This window comes from Serratia nematodiphila DZ0503SBS1, assembly GCF_000738675.1.
Classification (GTDB): Bacteria; Pseudomonadota; Gammaproteobacteria; order Enterobacterales; family Enterobacteriaceae; genus Serratia; species Serratia nematodiphila.
This window is the reverse complement of sequence record NZ_JPUX01000002.1, coordinates 268,991-289,244: the sequence shown is the minus strand read 5'-3', so window position 1 is coordinate 289,244 and position 20,254 is coordinate 268,991. Positions and strand designations below refer to the sequence as shown.

At 61.7% G+C, this 20,254-nt stretch carries 21 protein-coding genes and 1 riboswitch; of the genes, 12 read left to right on the top strand and 9 right to left on the bottom strand.

The window, feature by feature from the left end; translation table 11 throughout:
• Positions 1-5 precede the first annotated feature (5 nt).
• Positions 6-728, bottom strand: a complete 723-nt coding sequence (locus JL05_RS21990) for an ATP-binding cassette domain-containing protein (protein WP_033633877.1) — start codon at positions 726-728, stop codon at positions 6-8.
• 454 nt (positions 729-1,182) lie between these two features.
• On the opposite strand from JL05_RS21990, the gene JL05_RS25860 reads away from it, so the two are divergent.
• The 3 genes from JL05_RS25860 to JL05_RS21980 all read left to right on the top strand — a co-directional run bounded on the left by JL05_RS25860 (position 1,183) and on the right by JL05_RS21980 (position 4,216).
• Positions 1,183-1,305 carry a hypothetical protein gene (locus JL05_RS25860; RefSeq protein ID WP_254901096.1) on the top strand — a complete coding sequence of 41 codons (123 nt, stop codon included), beginning with the start codon at positions 1,183-1,185 and terminating at the stop codon, positions 1,303-1,305.
• A gap of 531 nt (positions 1,306-1,836) precedes the next feature.
• The gene (uvrB, locus tag JL05_RS21985) at positions 1,837-3,849 is read left to right on the top strand and encodes an excinuclease ABC subunit UvrB (RefSeq protein ID WP_033633875.1); all 2,013 of its coding nucleotides are present in this window, start codon (positions 1,837-1,839) and stop codon (positions 3,847-3,849) included.
• 100 nt (positions 3,850-3,949) lie between these two features.
• A complete protein-coding gene (locus JL05_RS21980; protein ID WP_033633874.1) occupies positions 3,950-4,216 on the top strand; it encodes a VF530 family protein in 267 nt (88 codons plus the stop codon).
• A gap of 6 nt (positions 4,217-4,222) precedes the next feature.
• On the opposite strand, the gene JL05_RS21975 is transcribed toward JL05_RS21980, so the two are convergent.
• Positions 4,223-5,140 carry a gluconeogenesis factor YvcK family protein gene (locus tag JL05_RS21975; RefSeq protein ID WP_004939781.1) on the bottom strand — a complete coding sequence of 306 codons (918 nt, stop codon included), beginning with the start codon at positions 5,138-5,140 and terminating at the stop codon, positions 4,223-4,225.
• A 260-nt stretch (positions 5,141-5,400) separates the two neighbouring features.
• A riboswitch (molybdenum cofactor riboswitch) is annotated at positions 5,401-5,545 on the top strand.
• Here JL05_RS21975 and moaA point away from each other — a divergent pair.
• The 6 genes from moaA to JL05_RS21945 all read left to right on the top strand — a co-directional run bounded on the left by moaA (position 5,532) and on the right by JL05_RS21945 (position 9,094).
• Positions 5,532-6,518: a GTP 3',8-cyclase MoaA gene (gene moaA / locus JL05_RS21970; protein WP_033633873.1), complete on the top strand. Its 987-nt coding sequence runs from the start codon at positions 5,532-5,534 to the stop codon at positions 6,516-6,518. It overlaps the preceding riboswitch by 14 nt.
• Positions 6,519-6,542: 24 nt before the next feature.
• Positions 6,543-7,058 carry a molybdenum cofactor biosynthesis protein B gene (gene moaB, locus JL05_RS21965; protein ID WP_033633872.1) on the top strand — a complete coding sequence of 172 codons (516 nt, stop codon included), beginning with the start codon at positions 6,543-6,545 and terminating at the stop codon, positions 7,056-7,058.
• A gap of 3 nt (positions 7,059-7,061) precedes the next feature.
• A complete protein-coding gene (gene moaC, locus JL05_RS21960) occupies positions 7,062-7,541 on the top strand; it encodes a cyclic pyranopterin monophosphate synthase MoaC (protein WP_004939770.1) in 480 nt (159 codons plus the stop codon).
• Positions 7,538-7,783: a molybdopterin synthase sulfur carrier subunit gene (moaD, locus tag JL05_RS21955; protein ID WP_004939768.1), complete on the top strand. Its 246-nt coding sequence runs from the start codon at positions 7,538-7,540 to the stop codon at positions 7,781-7,783. Before moaC ends, moaD begins: the two co-directional genes overlap by 4 nt.
• 2 nt (positions 7,784-7,785) lie before the next feature.
• Positions 7,786-8,253 (top strand): molybdopterin synthase catalytic subunit MoaE, encoded by a 468-nt coding sequence (gene moaE, locus JL05_RS21950; protein ID WP_033633871.1) that lies wholly within the window; start codon positions 7,786-7,788, stop codon positions 8,251-8,253.
• 130 nt (positions 8,254-8,383) lie between these two features.
• Positions 8,384-9,094, top strand: coding sequence for a Bax inhibitor-1/YccA family protein (locus JL05_RS21945; RefSeq protein WP_021503998.1), 711 nt, complete (start codon positions 8,384-8,386; stop codon positions 9,092-9,094).
• A gap of 70 nt (positions 9,095-9,164) precedes the next feature.
• Here the strand turns inward: JL05_RS21945 and JL05_RS21940 are convergent, their stop codons facing one another.
• The 5 genes from JL05_RS21940 to JL05_RS21920 are packed head-to-tail and all read right to left on the bottom strand — an operon-like array spanning position 9,165 to position 14,883.
• The gene (locus tag JL05_RS21940) at positions 9,165-10,271 is read right to left on the bottom strand and encodes an ABC transporter permease (protein WP_033633870.1); all 1,107 of its coding nucleotides are present in this window, start codon (positions 10,269-10,271) and stop codon (positions 9,165-9,167) included.
• A 12-nt stretch (positions 10,272-10,283) separates the two neighbouring features.
• Positions 10,284-11,438 carry an ABC transporter permease gene (locus JL05_RS21935; RefSeq protein WP_033633869.1) on the bottom strand — a complete coding sequence of 385 codons (1,155 nt, stop codon included), beginning with the start codon at positions 11,436-11,438 and terminating at the stop codon, positions 10,284-10,286.
• On the bottom strand, positions 11,435-13,171 hold the full coding sequence (locus JL05_RS21930) for an ATP-binding cassette domain-containing protein (RefSeq protein ID WP_033633868.1): 1,737 nt from the start codon (positions 13,169-13,171) through the stop codon (positions 11,435-11,437). Before JL05_RS21930 ends, JL05_RS21935 begins: the two co-directional genes overlap by 4 nt.
• 8 nt (positions 13,172-13,179) lie before the next feature.
• Positions 13,180-14,166 carry a secretion protein HlyD gene (gene hlyD, locus JL05_RS21925; RefSeq protein WP_033633867.1) on the bottom strand — a complete coding sequence of 329 codons (987 nt, stop codon included), beginning with the start codon at positions 14,164-14,166 and terminating at the stop codon, positions 13,180-13,182.
• A gap of 18 nt (positions 14,167-14,184) precedes the next feature.
• Positions 14,185-14,883, bottom strand: a complete 699-nt coding sequence (locus JL05_RS21920; protein WP_033633866.1) for a CerR family C-terminal domain-containing protein — start codon at positions 14,881-14,883, stop codon at positions 14,185-14,187.
• 297 nt (positions 14,884-15,180) lie between these two features.
• On the opposite strand from JL05_RS21920, the gene rhlE reads away from it, so the two are divergent.
• From rhlE to dusC, 3 genes are all read left to right on the top strand, one after another.
• Positions 15,181-16,560 carry an ATP-dependent RNA helicase RhlE gene (gene rhlE, locus JL05_RS21915; RefSeq protein ID WP_033633865.1) on the top strand — a complete coding sequence of 460 codons (1,380 nt, stop codon included), beginning with the start codon at positions 15,181-15,183 and terminating at the stop codon, positions 16,558-16,560.
• A gap of 114 nt (positions 16,561-16,674) precedes the next feature.
• The gene (locus JL05_RS21910) at positions 16,675-17,634 is read left to right on the top strand and encodes a D-2-hydroxyacid dehydrogenase family protein (RefSeq protein ID WP_033633864.1); all 960 of its coding nucleotides are present in this window, start codon (positions 16,675-16,677) and stop codon (positions 17,632-17,634) included.
• An 83-nt stretch (positions 17,635-17,717) separates the two neighbouring features.
• Positions 17,718-18,650: a tRNA dihydrouridine(16) synthase DusC gene (gene dusC / locus JL05_RS21905; RefSeq protein WP_033634134.1), complete on the top strand. Its 933-nt coding sequence runs from the start codon at positions 17,718-17,720 to the stop codon at positions 18,648-18,650.
• A gap of 41 nt (positions 18,651-18,691) precedes the next feature.
• On the opposite strand, the gene JL05_RS21900 is transcribed toward dusC, so the two are convergent.
• Both JL05_RS21900 and fbpC read right to left on the bottom strand, forming a co-directional pair.
• On the bottom strand, positions 18,692-18,958 hold the full coding sequence (locus JL05_RS21900; RefSeq protein ID WP_004939738.1) for a hypothetical protein: 267 nt from the start codon (positions 18,956-18,958) through the stop codon (positions 18,692-18,694).
• 246 nt (positions 18,959-19,204) lie between these two features.
• On the bottom strand, positions 19,205-20,251 hold the full coding sequence (gene fbpC, locus JL05_RS21895; RefSeq protein WP_033633863.1) for a ferric ABC transporter ATP-binding protein: 1,047 nt from the start codon (positions 20,249-20,251) through the stop codon (positions 19,205-19,207).
• Positions 20,252-20,254 lie beyond the last annotated feature (3 nt).

Genomic DNA, 20,254 nt, shown 5'->3' with positions numbered 1-20,254 from the left:
CTCCCTCATCCTCCGTTCTGTTCCGCCAGCCCGGCGCCGATCAGCGCCTCATCCAGCTGCGTCAGCGCGCCGTGCGCCACGGTGCGCCCGCTATCGAGCAGACAAAAGCGGTCCGCCACCCGGCGCACGAACGGCAGCTGATGCTCTACCAGCAAAATGGTCATGCCCAACTCAAAGTTGAGCCTGCGGATCACGTTGCCGATGTCGGCGGCGATCGAAGGTGGCATGCCCGCCGTCGGTTCGTCGAGGATCAGCAGTGCCGGTTCCTGCGCCAGCGCACGGCCGATCGCCAACTGGCGTTGGGCGCCTTCGCACAGATCGCCGGCGCGGCGGGTACGCATCTGGCGCAAATTGGGAAACAGGCTGTAGATCAGCGGCGGAATGCGGCGAGGGGCGCCGCGCACGGCCATCTGCGCCACCTGCAGATTCTCTTCCACGCTCAGCTGCGAGAAGAGTTGCCGCCCTTGCGGGACGTGGCTGATGCCGAGTGCGGCGCGGCGCTCCATCGGTTGCAGCAGCAGGTTTTGCGGCGGCTGATCTGCCGGCTGCCAGGTCATGCTGCCGCTCACTACCGGCAAATGCCCCATGATGCAGTTGACCAGCGTGGTCTTGCCCACGCCGTTGCGCCCGAGCAGCACGGTGCACTGGCCGCGCGGCAGCTCCAGGTTGATGTCCCACAGGGTGTGGTTTTGACCGTAGAATTGATTGACCGATCTCAGGCTCAGCATTTGGCATTCTCCTCATAGACGCTCGTTTCACTCGTTGGCGGGGGACAGCAAAGGCCGCATGCGCGGCGAATTTCCCGAGTGTGGCAATGTCTGGAACAAGATGCCGTCCGTCCGATGAGCCAGAGCAAGGTCTGCGGTGGACGGAATGACAGTCAATATGTCGTTAAAAACGACGCTTGTGACGACTTGGTGTCGTTCTTGCGCTTTTACAGGCGATAGCACCGCGAGGCGTACACGCTGCGGCTGGCAGCGCATCACGCCGCCGCACCGCATTGATACGCAGGAAGATAAAGCAACTCCCAGGCCAATTTTGTCGCCGGGTGAAAACGGGAGGTTGTTATCGTCTTGTTAACCGCTAATCAGGCCTGACGCGCTCTGCCGCGGCGGCCTGAAAATACGCCGGGAAGTTAACCCGGACGTTTTTTGCACTCTTGTGGTGCTCTGCGGTGAGGGCATGGTGCAAGGCATTGCGCCGCCGTCAAGCGCGATCCGCGAGAAAGGGGGCAATGCGATTTTAGCAATGGGGATTTTTAGTATTAATCGGCATAAACAAAGCGATATTTTTATGAAAAAATAACTAAAAAAGCCATTTTGGCGAGTGTAAAGGGCGAAAAGCTTTCTTTCTGTAACTCCCGCCCCGGGCGGGGCGGTGAGAGTTATCCACTATTCCTGTGGATAACCTTGTGCATTAGATTTAGAAAAACGCTGTAAAGCGAGAGCCGACGCGGGTTCTGTTCGCTTTGCCCGCATTCTCGTCTTTTTATTAAATATCTTATATATCAATAGATTAATTAAAATCAAGACACAAGGGTATTGATCAGGTCTCTATGTATGATTTTTCGACGCGGTGCTATCAATAAGTTAATTCGCGGCAAGTTCTGGGGATAAATCTGTTATTGACAATAAAAATGTCACCCGGCTGTAACCTCACGGTGCAACGGCATCGCCGCCGTGCCGGGCGCAGCGACGAATCCGCTTGAAGCTGGTTTTATATCCAGTATCATGGGCACTGGCGCAAATCGCCGACACTTTCCATAATTAGGGGCCATATCCGGCGCAGAGCCGGCTGGCCGCCTGAGCGCGCGCATCTCCACAGGGTAGCCGAGCAATGAGTAAACTTTTCAAACTGCATTCCGAGTTCAAACCGGCCGGCGATCAGCCGGAAGCCATCCGCAAGCTGGAAGAGGGGCTGGAAGACGGCCTGGCGCACCAGACGCTGCTGGGGGTCACCGGTTCGGGCAAAACGTTCACCATCGCCAACGTGATAGCCGATCTGAATCGGCCGACCATGGTGCTGGCGCCGAACAAGACGCTGGCGGCGCAGCTGTACGGCGAGATGAAAGCGTTTTTCCCTGAGAATGCGGTGGAATACTTCGTCTCCTACTACGACTACTACCAGCCGGAAGCCTACGTGCCCAGCTCCGACACCTTCATTGAAAAAGACGCTTCGGTGAACGAGCACATCGAACAGATGCGTCTTTCCGCCACCAAGGCGTTGCTGGAGCGGCGCGATGTGGTGGTGGTGGCGTCGGTGTCGGCGATCTACGGTCTGGGCGATCCGGATCTTTACCTGAAGATGATGCTGCACCTGACCCAGGGGATGATTATCGATCAGCGCTCCATTTTGCGCCGCCTGGCGGAGCTGCAGTATTCCCGTAACGATCAGGCTTTCCAGCGCGCCACCTTCCGCGTGCGCGGCGAGGTGATCGACATCTTCCCGGCGGAATCGGACGAGCTGGCGCTGCGCGTCGAGCTGTTCGACGAAGAAGTGGAACGGCTGTCGCTGTTCGATCCGCTGACCGGGCAGATTGAGCAGGTGGTGCCGCGTTTTACCATTTACCCGAAGTCGCACTACGTGACGCCGCGCGAGCGGATCATGCAGGCGATGGAAGAGATCAAGGTCGATCTGGCGGACCGCCGCAAGGTGCTGTTGGCCAACAACAAGCTGCTGGAAGAGCAACGCCTGACGCAGCGCACCCAGTTCGATCTGGAGATGATGAACGAGCTGGGCTACTGCTCGGGCATTGAAAACTACTCGCGCTACCTTTCCGGGCGCGCCGAGGGTGAGCCGCCGCCGACGCTGTTCGACTACCTGCCGGCGGACGGCCTGCTGGTGGTCGACGAATCCCACGTCACCATTCCGCAGATCGGCGCGATGTTCAAGGGCGACCGCGCGCGCAAGGAAACGCTGGTGGAGTACGGCTTCCGTCTGCCGTCGGCGCTGGACAACCGCCCGCTGCGCTTCGAGGAGTTCGAGGCGCTGGCGCCGCAGACCATCTATGTTTCCGCCACGCCGGGCAAATATGAGCTGGAGAAATCCGGCGGCGATCTGATCGATCAGGTGGTGCGCCCGACCGGACTGCTGGATCCGATCGTGGAAGTGCGGCCGGTCGCCACTCAGGTGGACGATCTGCTCTCCGAGATCCGCAAGCGCGCGGCGATCAACGAACGCGTGCTGGTGACCACCCTGACCAAACGCATGGCGGAAGACCTGACCGAATACCTGGAAGAGCATGGCGAGCGCGTGCGCTACCTGCACTCGGACATCGATACCGTGGAACGGGTCGAAATCATCCGTGACCTGCGTCTGGGCGAGTTTGACGTGCTGGTGGGCATCAACCTGCTGCGTGAGGGCCTCGACATGCCTGAGGTGTCGCTGGTGGCGATTCTGGACGCCGACAAGGAAGGTTTCCTGCGTTCCGAGCGTTCACTGATCCAGACCATCGGCCGCGCGGCGCGTAACCTGAACGGCAAGGCGATCCTGTATGGCGATCGCATCACCGATTCGATGGCCAAGGCGATCGGTGAAACCGAGCGGCGCCGCGCCAAGCAGCAGGCCTATAACGAAGCCAACGGCATCGTGCCGCAGGGGCTGAACAAGAAGATCGGCGATATTCTGCAGATCGGCCAGCCGGTCAACCGCGCCAAGGCTAAAGGCAAGGGCAAGGCGGCGGACAGCGGCGCTCAGCTGCAGAACCTTACGCCGAAAGCGCTGGATCAGAAAATCCGCGATCTGGAAGCGCAGATGTACACCCATGCGCAAAACCTGGAGTTCGAGCAGGCGGCTGCGCTGCGCGACGAAATCCACCAGCTGCGCGAGCAGTTCATCGCGATTTCCTGACCGTTGGACGGCGCCCGCGCTGTGGGCGTCAAAATTCCTTGTCGGCCGCGTCAAAGCTGTTATGGTGTGCGGCCCGATTTGACCACGAAGAGTACCGAACATGAGCCAACACCAGTCTAAAGACCCGCTGCACGGCGTGACGCTGGAGCAACTGCTGAATAAACTGGTGGATCACTACGGTTGGTCCGAACTGGGCGCGCGCATTCGCATTAACTGCTTCCGCAGCGATCCGAGCATCAAGTCCAGCCTGAAGTTTTTGCGTCGCACGCCCTGGGCGCGCAAAGAGGTGGAAGAGCTGTATATCGATATGGTCAGCCATCCCGCCCCGACCAGCGATAATCCCTGGCTGCGCGAGCGCGACGGCTAAATTCGGTCAGCGGCGGGCGGCCAGCTCCACCAGCGCGTGATCCAGCGCCTGGCGCAGCAGCTGGCGATCGTGGCGGTAGGGGATGTCGCTCGCTTCCAGCGGCTGTTGAATCACCACCCGATCCTGCACTTCACTGGTGTCCACCGCCGGGCCGACAATCAGCGCATCGATCATCCGGCGGCCGATCTTCTCTTCCATCAGCGTCAGCTTATCCTTTAACGACAGCGCCGCGGCGGCCACGCTCAGTTCGCGGCCGAGGTTGCCGATATAGATCATGCTGGCGCTGCTGCGGCGCAGCGCCTGGGTGAGATCGTCCAGCAGCAGCAGCGGCATCAGGCTGGTGAGGAAGCTGCCCGGCCCGATCAGGATCACGTCGGCTTGCGCGATGGCGTCCAGCGCTTCGCGCGTGGCGTTGACCGGGGGCGACAGCATCAGCTCCTGCGGCATAAGAGTCAGTTGATCGACATTCACTTCACCGTAAACGTGATTGCCTTCGTGATCGTGCGCCATCAAATCCACCGGCTGCTCCGACATCGGGATCAGCGCCGCGTCCACCTTCAGCAAGCTGCGCACCAGGTTGATCGCTTCCAGCGGGCGCACGCTCAGGTGATCCAGCGCTTTCAGCATCAGGTTGCCCAGGTTATGGCCGGCCAGCTCACCGTTGCCGCTGAAACGGTATTCGAACATCGCCGAGGCGACGCTCGGTTCGGTGATCAGCTGGTTGAGGCAGTTGCGGGTATCGCCCCAGGCAATGCCGCCTTCCGAACGGCGGATGCGGCCGGTGGAACCGCCGTTGTCGGTGGTGGTGACGATGCCGGTCAGGCGGGAGCCTAAGGACGACAGGGCCGACATCACACGGCCCAGACCGTGTCCGCCGCCCAACGCCACCACGCGGTCGAGATCGGCCAGGGTACGATTACGCATAAATTTCCTTACAAAGGGGCTGAACTGCCGGCATAAGGTAGCGGATCCGGCATAAAAACGCGATAAAGAGTGTCATTTGCGTGATTCTGGTCAATTCGTCCACGCAAGCGATGTTTATCATGGTTTACCCGAATAGACGGCGTCTAAAAACGCTGTATAGACAATTATATAGCGAATTAACGCGTTGGCTATCGTTGCCGATTAGCGCTAGAATTCTGCTGAAAACCACGGTTTCATTCCGGCTACTCAAGGTAGCGGGAAGAGAAATCAAACTCCTAGCCCCTGCGCCTACGTTGTTCATCCGGAACGATATGGCGCCTGGGCCGTGGCGAAGTCAGCCACCAGGGTGCAGAGGGGAAACGCTCGCATCTCCCGACTTTGGAAAGGTGTTATGGTACCGCAACTCATTGATGCTTATGAGCGCAAGTTCTATTACCTGCGCTTGTCGATCACCGACGTGTGCAACTTTCGTTGCACCTATTGTCTGCCCGATGGCTACAAGCCGAGCGGCAGCCCGAAAAGCTTCCTGTCGCTGGATGAAATCCGCCGCGTCAGCCGCGCGTTCGCCGAACTGGGCACCGAAAAGGTGCGCCTGACCGGCGGCGAGCCTTCGCTGCGCCGTGATTTTACCGAGATCATCGCCGCCGTGCGGGAAAACCCGGCCATCCGCACGCTGGCGGTCACCACCAACGGTTACCGTCTGGCGCGCGACGTCGCCGCCTGGCGTGAGGCCGGTCTGACGGCGATCAACGTCAGCATCGACAGCCTGGATCCCCGTCAGTTTCACGCCATCACCGGCCAGGACAAGTTCCGCCAGGTGATGGACGGCATCGACGCCGCCTTCAGCGCCGGTTTCAGCAAGGTCAAGGTCAACGCCGTGCTGATGCGCGACGTCAATCACCAGCAGCTCGGCGCCTTTCTCGCCTGGATCAAGGATCGGCCGATCCAGCTGCGTTTTATCGAACTGATGGAAACCGGCGAGGGCGGCGAGCTGTTTCGCAAACACCACGTTTCCGGCGAAGTGATTCGCCGGCAGCTGGAACAGCAGGGCTGGCAGCGCCAGGCGCGCGGCCGCAGCGACGGCCCGGCGCAGGTGTTCAGCCACCCGGACTACCAGGGTGAGGTGGGTCTTATCATGCCGTATGAAAAAGACTTCTGCGCCAGCTGCAACCGGCTGCGCGTTTCTTCCATCGGCAATCTGCACCTGTGCCTGTTCGGCGAGCAGGGGGTGCCCCTGCGCGATCTGCTGGCGGACGACGGCCAGCTCGACGCGCTGAAGGCGCGCATCCAGAGCGGGCTGCTGAGCAAGAAGCAGACCCATTTCCTGCATCAGGGCAACAGCGGGATCACCCAGAACCTGTCGTTTATCGGCGGCTGACAGCCAATAGGAGCTTATTGAACCATGAGCCATGCGAGCAGCGAGTTTATTCCGGCGCATATCGCCATCCTGACCGTGTCCGACAGCCGCGGCGAGGCGGAAGACACCTCCGGCCAATATCTGCAGGACGCGGCGCGGGAAGCCGGCCATCAGGTGGTGGATCGCGCCATCGTCAAAGATGACATTTACCAGATCCGCGCGCGGGTTTCCGCGTGGATTGCCGATGACAACGTGCAGGCGGTGCTGATCACCGGCGGCACCGGTTTTACCGCGCGCGACAACACGCCGGAAGCGCTGTTGCCGCTGTTTGACAGAGAGGTGGAAGGGTTTGGCGAACTGTTCCGCATGGTGTCGTACGAAGAGATCGGCACCGCGACGATCCAGTCGCGCGCGCTGGCCGGCCTGGCCAACCGCACGGTGATTTTCGCCATGCCGGGCTCCACCCGCGCCTGCCGCACCGCCTGGGAGCGGATTATCGAAGAGCAGTTGGACGCGCGCCATCGCCCGTGCAACTTCCAACCCCATTTGAAGAAGCCCTGAGTCATGACACAGCTAACCCATATTAACGCCGCCGGCGAAGCCCATATGGTCGACGTTTCCGCCAAGGCCGAAACGGTGCGCGAGGCGCGCGCCGAAGCCTTCGTCGAGATGCTGCCCGCCACGTTGGCGATGATCGTCGACGGCAGCCATCACAAGGGCGACGTGTTCGCCACGGCGCGCATCGCCGGCATTCAGGCGGCCAAACGCACCTGGGAACTGATCCCGCTGTGCCACCCGCTGATGTTGAGCAAAGTCGAAGTGCAGCTGGAGGCGCAGACGGAGCACAGCCGGGTGCGCATCGAAACCTGCTGCCGGCTGACCGGCAAAACCGGCGTCGAGATGGAGGCGCTGACCGCCGCCTCGGTGGCGGCATTGACCATCTATGACATGTGCAAAGCGGTACAGAAAGACATGGTGATCGGCCCGGTGCGCCTGCTGGCGAAAAGCGGCGGCAAATCCGGCGATTTTAAGGTGAACGCATGATCGATATTCTTTTCTTCGCGCAGGTGCGCGAACTGGTGGGCACCGGCGCGCTGTCGATGCCGGCGGATTATCCCACCGTTGAGGCGTTGCGTCAGGCGCTGTGCGCGCGCGGCGATCGCTGGGCGCTGGCGCTGGAGTCCGGCAAGCTGCTGGCGGCGGTCAATCAGTCGCTGGTGGCGGCGGATCACCCGCTGCGCGCCGGCGATGAAGTGGCCTTCTTCCCGCCGGTCACCGGGGGGTAAGCATGGAAAACACCCGCATTCGCGTGGGCGAAGCGCCGTTCAACGTCGGCGACGAGTATCAGTGGCTGGCGCAGTGCGACGCCGACGGCGCGGTGGTGACCTTCACCGGCAAGGTGCGCAACCATAACCTTGGTGACGACGTCAGCGCGCTGACGCTGGAACACTACCCCGGCATGACCGAGAAGGCGCTGGCGGAGATCGTGGCCGAGGCGCGCAGCCGCTGGCCGCTGCAGCGCGTGACGGTGATCCACCGCGTCGGCGCGTTGTATCCCGGCGACGAGATCGTGTTCGTTGGCGTGACCGGCGCGCACCGCGGCATGGCGTTCGCCGCCAGCGAGTTCATCATGGACTACCTGAAGACCCGCGCGCCGTTCTGGAAGCGCGAAGCGACCGGCCAGGGCGATCGTTGGGTGGACGCTCGCGACAGCGATCGCGAGGCCGCGCAGCGCTGGCACGACGCGGCTAAATAACGCGTCAACAGCGGAAACAAATCAAGACCTTTGCCGCTTTCGCGCGGCCTATTCTGTGGTACGCTTATAGCAGGCGAAGCCCCGTTCGCGGGGCTTCGGAATCTTGTTTACAACGCAAAAGGTAACCGTCATGGACCGATATCCACGCTCTAATGGTTCAATCGTCGAACGTGCCAACAGCGGCATTCAGGCCTACATGGCGCAGGTTTACGGCTGGATGACCTGCGGTCTGCTGCTGACGGCGTTCGTTTCCTGGTATGCGGCCAATACGCCCGAGATCCTTAACTTCATCTTCTCCAGTCAGATCACCTTCTTCGGTCTGATCATCGCCCAGTTGGCGCTGGTGTTCGTGATTTCCGGCATGGTCAACCGCCTGAGCGGCGCGGTGGCCACCTCGCTGTTCATGCTCTACTCGGCGCTGACCGGGCTGACGCTGTCGAGCATCTTCATCGCTTATACCTACAGCTCGATCGCCAGCACCTTCGTGGTCACCGCCGGCATGTTCGGCGCCATGAGCCTGTACGGCTACACCACCAAGCGCGATCTGAGCGGCTTTGGCAGCATGCTGTTCATGGCGCTGATCGGCATCGTGCTGGCCTCGTTGGTGAACATCTGGCTGAAAAGCACCGCGCTGATGTGGGCGATTACCTACATCGGGGTGGTGGTGTTCGTCGGTCTGACCGCGTACGACACGCAAAAACTCAAAGCGATGGGCGAGCAGCTGAACGCCGATGATAAAGACGGCTTCCGCAAGTACGCCATCGTCGGCGCGCTGACGCTGTATCTCGACTTCATCAACCTGTTCCTGATGTTGCTGCGCATCTTCGGCAACCGCCGCTAAATCCGTCGTCTTTCAAGCCTTAGGGTATCTGGCGATCAAAAAGCTCTGCATGTGATATGCAGAGCTTTTTTTATGCGATCTTGCGGCGGAACAGCGCGTAGGCGGCGCTGCCGGTGGTGGCGGTGATCACCAGCAGCGGCCACAGGCTGCGCCAGATAATGCTGAAGCTGGCGTCCTTCAGGTAGATCTGCTTGGTGATGTCGGTGAAGTGGCGTATCGGGTTCACCCAGGTCAGATCCTGCAGCCACATCGGCATATTCTCCACCGGCGAGACATACCCCGAGAGCAGGATCGCCGGCATCATGAACACGAACACGCCGATAAACGCCTGCTGCTGAGTGGCGCACAGCGACGAGATCAGCAGGCCGAAACCGACCAGCGACAGCCCGTAGAGCAGCATGGTGGCATAGAACAGCAACAGCGATCCGGCGAACGGGATCTGGTACAGGAAGATGCCGATCAACAGCACGATGCTGGACTGGAAGCTGGCGACGATCAGCGCCGGCACCGCCTTGCCGATAAAGATCTGCCAGGTGGTGAGCGGCGAGACCAGCAGCTGTTCCAGCGTGCCCTGTTCGCGTTCGCGCGCCACCGACAGCGAGGTGACGATCAGCACGCCGATGGTGGTGATCATGGCGATCAGCGACGGTACCACAAACCATTTGTAGTCCAGATTCGGGTTATACCAGTTGCGCACCACCAGTTCGCTGTTGTTGGGTTTGGCGCGGTTGCCGAGCAGCTCGTTCTGATATTCCTGCACGATCTGCTGCACGTAGTTGGCGGCGATCTGCGCGCTGTTGGAGTTGCGCCCGTCGAGCAGCAGCTGCAGCGGCGCGGTGTGGCCGGCGGCGATATCGCGCGAGAACTGCGCCGGGAAGCGGATCAGCAGCAGCGCCCGCTGGTTGTCGATGGTGGTCTTTATCTCCTGCGGATTGCGCAGCAGCAGCACATGGGAGAAGGCTTTGGCCTTGGCGAAGCGTTGGGTCAGCTCCACCGAGGCCTGGCCGCTGTCCTCACTGTAGACCGCGATGGTGGCGTTGGTGACTTCCAGCGTCGCGGCGAACGGGAACAGCAGCACCTGCAGGATCACCGGCATGATCAGGATGGCGCGGGTTTGCGGATCGCGCAGCAGCGCCTGCATTTCCTTGATGATAAGCGTCAACAGACGGTGAAACATCGCTCTTTCTCCTTAATCCAGCCGGCGCTGGGTTTTCCAGGCCGTCAGGCCGATGAACACCACGGCGGAAGCGATCAGGAACAGCAGATTGATCGCCAGCACGGTGCCGACGTTGCCCGCCAGGAACAGCGTTTGCAGCGTGCTGACGAAGTAACGCGCCGGAATGATGTAGGTCACCGCGCGCACGATGGCCGGCATGCTGTCGATTTGGAAAATGAAGCCGGACAGCATGATCGACGGCAGAAAGGCGGCGTTCAGCGCCACCATCGCCGCGTTGAACTGGTTGCGGGTGAGGGTGGAGATCAGCAGGCCCATGCCGAGGGTGCTGGCGAGGAACAGGCTGCTGATCAGCAGCAGGATCGGCAGCGAACCGCGATAGGGCACGCCGAGCACCCACACCGCCACCGCCATGCACAGCGCCATGGCGATCATGCCGAGGAAGTAATAGGGGATCAGCTTGGAGAGCAGCAGCTCGCTGCGCGTCACCTGGGTGGACAGCAGGGCCTCCATGGTGCCGCGCTCCCATTCGCGGGCGATCACCAGCGAGGTGAGAATGGCGCCGATCACCGTCATGATGATGGTGATGGCGCCGGGAATGATGTAGTGCCGGCTGATGGCCGCCGGGTTGAACCAGTAGCGCATCTGCACGTCAATCAGCGGCTTGTCGCTGCTTCCCCGATCGGCGGCGCGTTGCTGCTGCCAAACTTGCCATACGCCCTGGGCATAGCCCTGCACGAAGTTGGCGGTGTTCGGCTCGCTGCCGTCGGTGATCACCTGGATAGGGGCGCTGTCGTGCGGGCGCGCCATGCGCTGGTCGAAATCCACCGGGATCACCACCAGGCCGCGGATCGTGCCGGCCTGCATCTGCTGGATCAGCTGCTGGCGGTTGTCGCTGATGGTCGGTTCGATATAGGGCGAGCCGGCGAAGGCGTGGGCCAGATCGCGCGCGTCTTCGCTCTGTTGCTCCATCAGAATGCCCAGATGCAGCTTGCTGGAGTCCAGGTTGATGCCGTAGCCGAAGATAAACAGCAGCATCAGCGGGATGACGAAGGCGATCAGGCCGCTGCTGGGATCGCGCAGTATCTGCCGCGTCTCCTTCAGGCACAGCGCGCGCAGCCGGCGCCAGGAGAAGCCGCCGTCGTCGATTGGGGGTCGGTTATCGCTCACCGCGTTTCCTCCTCGTCGTAGCCCTGCACCAGCTCGATAAACGCCTGCTCCATCGAAGGGCTGGGATTGTCGTCGCGCGCCACCTGTTGTTTGAGATCGTCCGGCGTGCCGGCGGCGATGATCTTGCCGCGATACACCAGGCCGATGCGGTCGCAGTATTCCGCCTCGTCCATAAAGTGGGTGGTCACCATCACCGTGACGCCCTTGTCGACCATGCCGTTGATGTGCAGCCAGAACTCGCGCCGCGTCAGCGGATCGACGCCGGAAGTCGGTTCGTCGAGGAACAGAATATCCGGTTCGTGCATCAGCGCGCAGGCCAGCGCCAGGCGCTGTTTGAAGCCGAGGGGCAGCGCGTCCGGCGTCTGATCGAGGATCGGCGCGAAGTTGAAGGCGCGCGACATCTCGTCGATTTTGTCGCGCTGCGCCTTGCCGCCCAGGCCGTAGACGCCGGAGAAGAACTTCAGGTTCTGCGCCACCGTCAGGTTGCCGTACAGCGAGAATTTTTGCGCCATGTAGCCGAGGCGTTGGCGCGCCTTGCCGGAGCTGGTCTTCAGATCCATCCCCAGCACCAGCGCCTTGCCGCCGGACGGCACCAGCAGGCCGCACATCATTTTGAAGGTGGTGGACTTGCCGGCGCCGTTCGGGCCGAGCAGGCCGAAGATTTCTCCGCGCCGCACCTGAAAGTCGACGTGATCGGTGGCGGCGAAGTCGCCGAATTTTTTGGTCAGCTGCACCGCTTCGATCACCGTTTCGCCGCTTTCACCGTTGACGGTCGGCATGATCTCCGCCAGCGCCGAGCGATGGTTGGGGCCGCCGCCGAGCAGATCGATAAACGCATCCTCGAAGCGCGGATCCGCTTCGTCCAGTTCGGCGTCCGGCAGATCCAGCGCCTGCAGCAGCTGCCGGTGATCTTCGCCTTCTTTCAGGATCAGGCGCAGGTATTTGCCCTGGATCACGCCGTCGGTGACCGCCGGCAGGCAGATCGCCCGCTGCAGCAACGATCGATGGCTGCCGGGCGGCGCGGCGATCAACACCGTGCGTCCGGCCATGCGCTGGGTCAGATCCTGCGGCGCGCCGCTGAACAGCAGCTCACCCTCGTTGAGCAACAGCACTTCGCGGCACTGCTCGGCCTCGTCGAGATAAGAGGTGCTCCACAGGATCAACATGCCGTCGTTGGCCAGCTCGTGCACCATGCGCCACAGCTCGCGGCGCGAGATAGGATCGACGCCGACGCCCGGCTCATCCAGCAGCAGCACCTGGGGTTCGCCCACCAGCGTGCAGGCCAGTCCCAGTTTTTGCTTCATGCCACCGGACAGCTTGCCCGCCAGGCGCTCGGTGAAGCGGGTCAGATCGGTGAATTTCAATAGCCGTTCGAAGGTTTGGCGCCGCAGATCGCCGGTGACGCCGCGCAGATCGGCGTACAGCGTCAGGTTCTCCATCACCGTCAGATCCTCATACAGCCCGAACTTCTGCGGCATGTAGCCGAGGATCGCATGCAGTTGACGATCCTGCGCGATCGGATCCAGCCCGGCGACCCGCAGCTTGCCGCTGCTGGGCTGCAGCAGCCCGGCCAGCATGCGCAGCAGGGTGGTTTTGCCGGCGCCGTCCGGGCCGACCAGCCCGATCACCGCGCCGCTGCGCAGGGTGGTGGTCAGGCTGGCGACCGCCGGTTTCTCAAGCGACGGGAAGCGTTTTTCCAGCCCTTCCAGCTCGATGGTGTGCGCCTGTTCCATGGCCGGCCTCAGGGTTTGGCGAAGCGCAGGGTGACCGGCATGCCCTGGCGCAGCGCGTCGTCGGCGTCGGTGACGATCACCCGCAGGCGGTACACCAGATCGGTGCGCAGATCCGGCGTTTCAACGCTTTTCGGCGTGAACTCCGCGGTCGGCGAGACGAAACCGATCTTGCCGTGGTAAGGCTTGTCGGGGCGGCCGTCGGTGTAAATTTCCAGCTCGGTGCCGGGCACCGCCTGGTTCAGGCTGGTCTCGTTGACGTAGGCGCGCACCCACACCGGCCGGGTCAGCGACAGGGTGAATACTGTGCCGCCGGCGCCGAGCATGGTGCCCGGCTCCACCGCGCGGGTCAGCACCGTGCCGGCGGACGGGGAGACCAGCGTGGCGTCTTGCAGATTCAATTGCGCCTGCGCCAGCGCCGCTTCGCTTTGTGCCACCTCGGCCTTGGCCTGTTCAATCTCTTGCGGGCGATTGCCGCTGCGGTATTGCGACAGCTTGTCCTTCGCCGCCTGCAGATTGGCCAGCGCCTGATTGCGGGCGGTGCGCGCATCTTCCAGCGCGTCGGCGGACGTGGCGTTTTTCGCCCACAGCCCTTGCTGGCGCTTCAGGAAGCTGTCGGCGTAGGCGAAGGCGGACTGGCGCTGCGCCATTTCTGACTGCACCTGGGCGATCTCTTCGCTGCGATAGCCGGCCTGCAGCAGCGACAGTTTGGCACGCGCGCTGCCGACGTTGGCCTCGGCCTGCTGCAGTGCGTTGCGATAGGGGGCATCGTCCAGTTTGCCGAGCAGCTGGCCCGGCTGAACGGCATCGCCTTCATCCACCGTCAGCGACGCCAGGCGGCCGTCGACGCGGAAGCCGAGGTTGACCGTGCGGATATCGACGTTGCCGTACAGCGTCAGCGGCTTATCCTGCTGCTGTTGGTAATGCCAGACCGCGTAAGCGGCGGCCGCGATCAGCAGAATTAACAACACGATCAAGGCACTGCGTTTTTTGTTCATAACACTCCCTGCCTGAATTTACGCGCCGTGACGTTGGCGCAGCCCAATAACCAAAATCTCGATATGCTCGCTCAGCACCGCCGCGATCTGCGCAGCTTCACTTTCACCAATCTCTTGCCAGCCGGCCTGGCGGCGGATGGTCTCTCGCGCTACGCGGAACGACAGCACCTCGCCGATCAGCGCGTGGGTATGCAGCACCAGGCGAGTGGCGTGCTCGTCAATGCCGGTGGCGGCAGACAGCAGGCGGCACAGCCGCTCGTGCATCGGCGCGATCACCTGGCGGTGGATCAGCGGATAGGCCTCGGTCGGGGCGAGCTGTTCGCGCGACATGATTTTGCTCAGGTTCAGCGTGTGCGGCTGGGTCATCAGCTCACTGAAGGCCAGCAGGCCGCGCTGCAGCAAGCGCAGCGCCGCGTCGGGTGAGCGTTGTTCGGGCGCTTCTTGCCCAAAGCGATCGACCTCTTCGGCCAACGGGGCGAACGCCTGCTGGATGAAATCGGCGAGCGACTGCGCCACGGCCAGATACAGCCCCTCTTTGGAGCTGAAGTAGTAGGTGATGGCGGCGATGTTCTGGCCGGCGCGCTGGGCGATATCGCGCGTGGTGGCGCCCTGCAGGCCGAGTTCGCCGAACAGTTCGGTCGCCGCGGCGAGCAGTTGCCGGCGCGTTTGCTCGCCGCGCGCCCGGCCGGCGGCCTGATGAGGTACGGAAGCTGGCATGGGTCACGCTCGAAGTTAATCAATCATATGATTAACTTTATGCCAGATTGTCTAAAACGCAACCGCTAACCACAATGAGTTATGTGATCGGCTTCAGACAATGCTGAATTTACGGCAGATTGTGCTCTGGGTGCGTAAAAGTGCTTTTTATTGCGCGACTTCTGTTACAATCGCCGCCTGGTGCACTGCAGTTTGTGCCAATCCCTCGTGGTCATGCTTAATGCCCCGTCTGATCATCCTCCCAGGAAACTGCACCGAACACCGTTAGGTTAGGGGGGATCTGGAGTTTTTCTCTTTATGTCATTTGAAACCCTCGGCTTAAGTGCTGAAATTGTGCGCGCTGTTGAAGAACAGGGCTATCGCGAACCGACGCCAATCCAGCGTCAGGCTATCCCTGTCGTGCTTGAAGGTCGTGACCTGATGGCCAGCGCCCAGACCGGCACCGGTAAAACCGCCGGTTTTACCCTGCCGCTGTTGCAGCTGCTGAGCAAGCATGACCATCCGGTCAAGGGCCGTCGCCCGGTGCGCGCGCTGATCCTGACGCCAACCCGTGAGCTGGCGGCGCAGATCGGCGAAAACGTCGATGCCTACAGCAAACACCTGCGCCTGCGTTCGCTGGTGGTGTTTGGCGGCGTGAGCATCAACCCGCAGATGATGAAGCTGCGCGGCGGCGTCGATATCCTGGTGGCGACGCCGGGCCGTCTGCTGGATCTGGAGCATCAGAACGCGGTTGACCTGTCCAAAATCGAAATTCTGGTGCTGGATGAAGCGGACCGCATGCTGGACATGGGCTTTATCCACGACATCCGCCGCGTGCTGGCCAAGCTGCCGGCCAAGCGCCAGAACCTGCTGTTCTCCGCGACCTTCTCCGACGACATCAAGGCGCTGGCCAACAAGCTGCTGCATAACCCGGCCTCGGTGGAAGTGGCGCGCCGCAACACCGCGTCCGAGCAGATTGAGCAGAGCGTGCACTTCGTCGACAAGAAGCGTAAGCGGGAACTGCTGTCGCAGATGATCGGCGAAGGCGACTGGAAACAGGTGCTGGTGTTTACCCGCACCAAGCACGGCGCCAACCATCTGGCGGAACAGCTGAACAAAGACGGCATCACCGCCGCGGCGATCCACGGCAACAAGAGCCAGGGCGCCCGTACCCGCGCGCTGGCCGATTTCAAAGACGGCCGCATCCGCGTGCTGGTGGCGACCGACATCGCGGCGCGCGGTCTGGATATCGACCAGCTGCCGCACGTGGTGAACTACGAGCTGCCTAACGTGCCGGAAGACTATGTGCACCGTATCGGCCGTACCGGCCGTGCGGAGCGCACCGGCGAAGCTATCTCGCTGGTGTGCGTGGATGAGCACAAGCTGCTGCGCGACATCGAACGTCTGCTGAAGCGTGAAATTCCGCGCATTGCGCTGCCGGGCTACGAGCCGGATCCGACCATCAAGGCCGAGCCGATCATCAACGGCCGTCAGGGCGGCGGACGCGGCGCGCCGCGCGGCAACGGCGGCGGCCAGCGTTCCGGTAACGGCGGCGGTCAGCGCAGCGGTAACGCGAACGGCGGCCAGCGTGAAAACCGCGGCAACGGCAACGGTAACGCCCGCCCGCAGGGTGATGGCCAGCGTCGTTCCGGCGCGCCGTCTTCGCGCCGCCCGCGCAACCGCAAACCGGCCGAATAAGCCTGATTGCTCAAAGAGTAAGCCGCCGATACGGGCGGCTTTTTTTTTGCCTGGCGGAACGGCATTTTCGTACTAGGCTGGACGGTGGCTACCCCTAGATTCCAGGAGACGGAGATGAAATTGAAGTGCGCAATTCTCGATGATTACCAGCAGGTGGCGCTCAAGATGGCGGACTGGTCGGCGCTGGCCGATCGGGTGGAGGTGTCGGCCATCAGCGCGCACTTTACCGATGAAGCGGAGCTGGCGGTGCATCTGCAGGAATGCGACATTTTGGTCATCATGCGCGAGCGCACGCCGATGACCGCCTCGCTGCTGGCGCGGCTGCCGAAGCTGAAGCTGCTGATCACCTCCGGCATGCGCAACGCCGCTATCGATCTGGCCGCCGCCGCCGAGCGCGGCGTGGTGGTGTGCGGCACCGCCAGCGGCTCGGCTGCGCCGATGGAACTGAGCTGGGCGCTGCTGCTCGGGCTGGCGAAGCATATCGTGCCGGAAAACGTCGGGCTGCGGAACAACGGCCCGTGGCAGCTGGGCTTGGGCGTCACGCTGCAAGGAAAAACGCTGGGGCTGCTGGGGCTGGGCAAGATCGGTGGCCAGATGGCCCGGGTGGCGCAGGCGTTCGGCATGCGGGTGCTGGCCTGGAGCCAGAACCTGACGGCGGAACGGGCGGCGCAGGAGGGCGCTGAGCTGACGCCGTCCAAGCGGGCGCTGTTTGAGCAGAGCGATTTTGTCTCCATTCACCTGGTGCTGAGCGATCGCAGCCGCGGGTTGGTGGGGCGTGATGAATTGGCGGCGATGAAGCCCACCGCGTACCTGATCAATACCTCGCGCGCAGGCATCGTCGATCGGGCGGCGTTGGTGGACGTCCTGCAACAGCGGAAGATCGCCGGCGCCGGGCTGGACGTGTTCGAGACGGAGCCGCTGCCGGCCGACGACGTGTTTCGCCAGTTGCCCAACGTGCTGGCGACGCCGCATGTGGGTTACGTGGCGGACGACAATTACCGCGCCTACTTCACCGAGGCGGTCGAGGACATTGCGGCGTTCCTTGCCGGCCAACCGATCCGCCGGCTGGGCTGACGGCATTTTTAATGCCCGCAGAGGCTTGTCTGGCGCGGGCATTCACCCGTATCATTGCGGGTCTTTTTTTGCTGGGATTGGTCATGCGCGTATTATTGGCTCCGATGGAGGGCGTTCTCGATTCTTTGGTGCGTGAGTTACTCACCGAAGTGAACGACTACGATCTGTGCATCACCGAATTTTTGCGCGTGGTCGATCAGCTGCTGCCGGCCAAGTCGTTCTACCGGCTGTGCCCGGAGCTGCGTCGCGCCAGCCGCACGCCGTCGGGCACGCTGGTGCGGGTACAGCTGCTGGGGCAGTATCCGCAGTGGCTGGCGGAAAACGCCGCGCGTGCGGTGGAATTGGGCTCTTACGGCGTCGATCTCAACTGCGGCTGCCCGTCCAAACTGGTGAACGGCAGCGGCGGCGGGGCGACGCTGCTCAAAGATCCGGAATTGATCTACCAGGGCGCCAAAGCGATGCGCGCGGCGGTGCCGGCCCATCTGCCGGTCACGGTGAAGGTGCGCCTGGGCTGGGACTCCTCCAATCGCAGCTTTGAAATCGCCGATGCGGTGCAGCAGGCGGGCGCCAGTGAGCTGACGGTGCACGGCCGCACCAAAGAGGACGGCTACAAGGCGGATCGCATCAACTGGGCGGCGATCGGCGAGATCCGTCAGCGGCTCAGCATCCCGGTTGTCGCCAACGGCGAGATCTGGGATCACCAGAGCGCGCAGGATTGCCTGCAGGCGACCGGCTGCGACGCCATCATGCTGGGGCGCGGCGCGCTCAACGTGCCGAATCTGAGCCGGGTGGTGAAGTACAACGAACCGCGCATGCCCTGGCCGCAGGTGGTTGAGCTGCTGCAGAAATATGTTCATCTGGAAAAGCAGGGCGACACCGGCCTGTATCACGTGGCGCGCATCAAACAGTGGTTGGGTTATTTGCGTAAAGAATATGATGAAGCCACCGAACTGTTCAGCGAAATACGCGCGTTGACGACATCCGGGGATATTGCGCGCGTCATCTGCCGCAGCTAAAAATAAACCCGCGCGCGGCGGGTTTATTTAAATTGGTATTATCAGGCGGCTTTGTCGAGACGGTTCAATTCTATCTCGATATCCTGAATGGTTTTTTCCAGCCCTTCCAGACAGGCGCCCTGTTTATTCAACAGGTCGTTAATGGCTTCGGCGAATGCCTTATTTTTGCATTCCCCCTGATCGAAGGCCAGCCAGTGTGCGGAGAGCGTCTCGGTATTCGCCTGTGCATAGTGGCGCATTTCCTTCAGCTGGGAAGCGACGTTGCGTAAATTATCCAGCTGCGCCTGTGCGTTTGCATTGTTGCTCATGAATTTCTCCTTGAGTTGGCCGTTAAATAATTTCGACTGCGGGACTAAGCTTACCCTATCCAAATAAAAATATCACCCTCGGTGGCCTTGTTGGTTATTTTTCAATGAATGCGGCTATATTTATTATTCGGCTGAACAAGGACTTGGGTGGAATTGTAAAAATAGATAAATACGGTATTTTTGGCGATTATTTCCGGCCATCCCATACGGGATGACCGTTATTCTAACGCTTAAGAGTGATGCTTATTATGCCGCGTCCGCCAGCATAAACATGCCGTAGGGGTGAATTTCCAGATAATAGCGCTCGCCGACGTTCGGCTGCAGGCGGGTGGCGTTGACCTGCAGCAAAATCTGCTGCCCGTGCCACGCCACCGTCACCTCATACTGCGGCCCCATGTAGGCGACATGTTCGATCACGCAGCGCTGGCTTTCATCGCCATGCTCGCTCAGCGTGATCGCCTCCGGGCGCACGCCCACCGTGCCGGCGCCCTGGGCGGCAAAGTGCGTGGGGCGCGGCAGGCGATAGCCGCTGATATCGACATGGTCGGCGCTGAAGCTGGCCGGGAACAGGTTGGCGTCCCCCATAAAGCTCGCCATAAAGCGCGAGGCGGGCTGCCGATAGAGATCCTGTGGCGAGCCCATCTGCATGATATGCCCCTTGTTCATCACCAGCACGGTGTCGGAGACCGCAAAAGCCTCGCTCTGATCGTGGGTGACGTACAGCGACGTGATATCAAACTGCTTTTGCAGCTCGCGGATCTTTTCACGCATGCTGCGGCGCAGGTTGGCGTCGAGGTTGCTCAACGGCTCGTCGAATAGCAGCACTTTCGGCTTGAGGATCAGCGCGCGCGCCAGGGCCACGCGCTGCTGTTGGCCGCCGGAGATCTGATCGACATAGCGATCGTCGAACCCCGCCAAGTCCACCATCGCCAGCGCTTCCTGCACGCGCGCTTTCACTTCGGCGCGCGGAATGCCGAGCATCTTCAGGCCATAGCCGACGTTCTCCCCCAGCGACATGTGCGGGAACAGGGCATAAGACTGGAACACCATGCAGATATCACGCTGCTGTATGGAACGATGAGTGACGTCTTCACCATCAATGAATATCTGCCCGTCGCTCGGCTTTTCCAGCCCGGCGACCAGGCGCAAAATGGTGGTCTTGCCGCAGCCGGAAGGGCCGAGCAGCGTCACCATTTGCCCCCGCGGGATGGTGAGCGTGATGTTATCGATTACCGTGTTGTTGCCGAACCGTTTGGAGACGTTGCGCAGTTCAACGAAATTTTTCTGGCTCATCAT